At 65.9% G+C, this 2,165-nt stretch carries 2 protein-coding genes; one reads left to right on the top strand and one right to left on the bottom strand.

Translation table 11 applies throughout. The features are described from left to right. Positions 1 to 797: 797 nt before the first annotated feature. Positions 798 to 1,313, top strand: a complete 516-nt coding sequence (locus ACDELDRAFT_RS21590; protein ID WP_005800562.1) for a chemotaxis protein CheW — start codon at positions 798 to 800, stop codon at positions 1,311 to 1,313. Positions 1,314 to 1,945: 632 nt separating this feature from the next. Here the strand turns inward: ACDELDRAFT_RS21590 and ACDELDRAFT_RS21585 are convergent. After that, the coding region (locus ACDELDRAFT_RS21585; RefSeq protein WP_005800560.1) for an acetyl-CoA carboxylase biotin carboxyl carrier protein subunit at positions 1,946 to 2,165 on the bottom strand (220 nt) is incomplete at its 5' end.

Here is a 2,165-nt window from a genome sequence, read left to right as displayed (position 1 = left end):
TGGCAGCGGCGCCGGTAGCCCCGGCCCCCAAAGCCAGTGCAACTCCCAAGGGGGGCGATGACGAATGGGAGAGTTTTTGATTTGTCGGCCGATTTGAAATAAAACTGACCTCATGCGCTTTCCCGTAGTGCGCCTTTAGCTATAAAAACGAGAGCGATCTGAGTTCTGCGCGGCCGTTTCAATGCGCCCTTGCCGGGCTCCCCGCGCGGTCATTCCGTCGTCCCTGCGGCGGATGCCTGCCCAGCGCACCCCCACGGGGCAACCGGGCGCTTGTATTCGGCGCTGCTTCTGTCCTCGAACGCGGGCACCGTGCCCTCGTTCACACCGCCGAAATGCCGTCGCCACGCTGCTCCGCGCACTTCGAAAAATCGATGCTGCGTCCGTCTATGTACGGCGGCGTGCGGGTCTTCGTTCGCACGCGCCGCACGATAGGTGTTTCCCGATCGCTCCAAAACATGCCGTGCGCCCCGAGCGGCTTGTGCCGCTGCGCAGTCAACACCCGTGATCGAAGCGGCCTTTCCCTGGGGCGGGGCGGGGGCCGACAGCGAGTTCTTGCTGTAGCAGGGCACCTGCGGATGGCAGCGCGGAACATCTGCCCTGCGGCATGCGTGCAATGGGGTGCGGATGTGCGGTGGCCGCCAAATGCCTGAGGCGTGCGGCCAACGGGGCAGGGAAGCGGTCGCAGGGGCGCCAGGGTTGTTAACAAATGCAACCGAAACACTGCTATGCTCTTTCGGAAAGCGAAGGCGTGGCGCGGCCGCCTGCCTGTCCGAACCGATGTTTAGAAGGATGCGCACATGATTTCCGCCCCCACTGCACCCCGCCCCGAGGCTCCTTCGCGTACAGGGGCCGGTGCAGCCGCCCCGGCGGAGTACCTCACCTTCCGCCTGGGAGAAGAGGAATACGGCATCGACATCCTGCGGGTGCAGGAGATCCGCTCGTACGAGCAGCCCACGCGCATGGCCCACGCGCCCGACTTCATCAAGGGCGTGGTCGACCTGCGCGGGCGCATTGTTCCCATCGTTGATCTGCGCCTGAAGCTGCATTGCCCCAAGGCGGAATACACCGACTTCACCGTGGTCATCATCCTGAACGTGGGCGGCACCGTGCTGGGCGCGGTGGTGGATGCCGTGGCCGATGTGGTTGCGCTAGCGCCCGACGCCATCAAGGCCGCGCCGCAGTTCGAAAGCCAGGTGGATTCCGCCTTTGTGACGGGCATTGCCACGCTGGGCGACCGCATGCTCATCATGATGGACATCGAATCGCTGCTGAGCAGCGCCGAAATGGGCCTGGTCGCCCAAGTCGCGCGGTAACTGGCGCCCCCGCGTTTGCGGGCCCCGAGGAAAAGGGGCTGGGGCACCCCCGGCAGCGCGACCATGGGCCGCCAGTGCAGGCACCGGATGCGCGCCCGGGTGGGGTACTAGATCCGCGTGGGGCTGCCCCAATCATTTGAACTCGCGCTGACGGTGAGGCTGGCGAAAGCCGCCGCTGCGGCTGGGGCCAAACAGGTGGGCCTGCCAGCCTGCCCCGTCCTCAAAGCCCTCCCGAGGGGCGCTGCTCTCGATTTGCTCAGAACTGTTTACGATTTTCTCGGGGTCGCGCAAGCGCCTTGCCGGGATGGGCTGCTAGGCGCGACGCGCAGCCAATGGCCGTGCTACTGGCAAGCGGTGCAACGCCGCAGACCGCCCGGCAGGGCACTTGCCCGAGGGCTTGGAGTGAAATCGGGCCGATGAACTTGGTGTTTTGGCGCACCGGCTGCTTGCATGGGCATGAGCCCCTGCGGCGCATCCGAAGCATCCACTCATCCCGATGGCACTCCAACACCATCCCCGAAAAGGCCGTAAACAGGTTCTTACTACCGCAGGGCGTTGTGGGGTTGCCCGCCGTGCCAGTGCACAGCTTTCGGCTCCCCGCCTGGTTGTCCCAAGGAATGCAAATCGCCGCGTCAGCCGATGCGCGCGATCACCGCACCTGCGGCCTGCGCGCTGCCGGCCTCGGCTGCGAGCGTGATGCGGCCGCTGCGGTGGGCTGCCACCTGCATTTCCATCTTCATGGCTTCCATCACGGCGATCACGTCGCCCTCCTGCACGGCATCGCCGTCGGCCACCTTCCAGGCATGCAGGGTGCCCGCGATTGGCGAGGCCACGGCCCCGGCATCCTGCGCT

Source organism: Acidovorax delafieldii 2AN, from assembly GCF_000175235.1.
Taxonomy (GTDB): Bacteria; Pseudomonadota; Gammaproteobacteria; order Burkholderiales; family Burkholderiaceae_C; genus Acidovorax; species Acidovorax delafieldii_B.
The sequence above is the reverse complement of the archived record's forward strand: the minus strand, read 5'-3'. Positions and strand labels throughout refer to the sequence as shown.

What these genes read in the sequence shown, in the direction of transcription:
- ACDELDRAFT_RS21590 (WP_005800562.1), top strand. Translation starts at nt 798, where the DNA reads ATGATTTCCGCCCCCACTGCACCCCGCCCCGAGGCTCCTTCGCGTACA.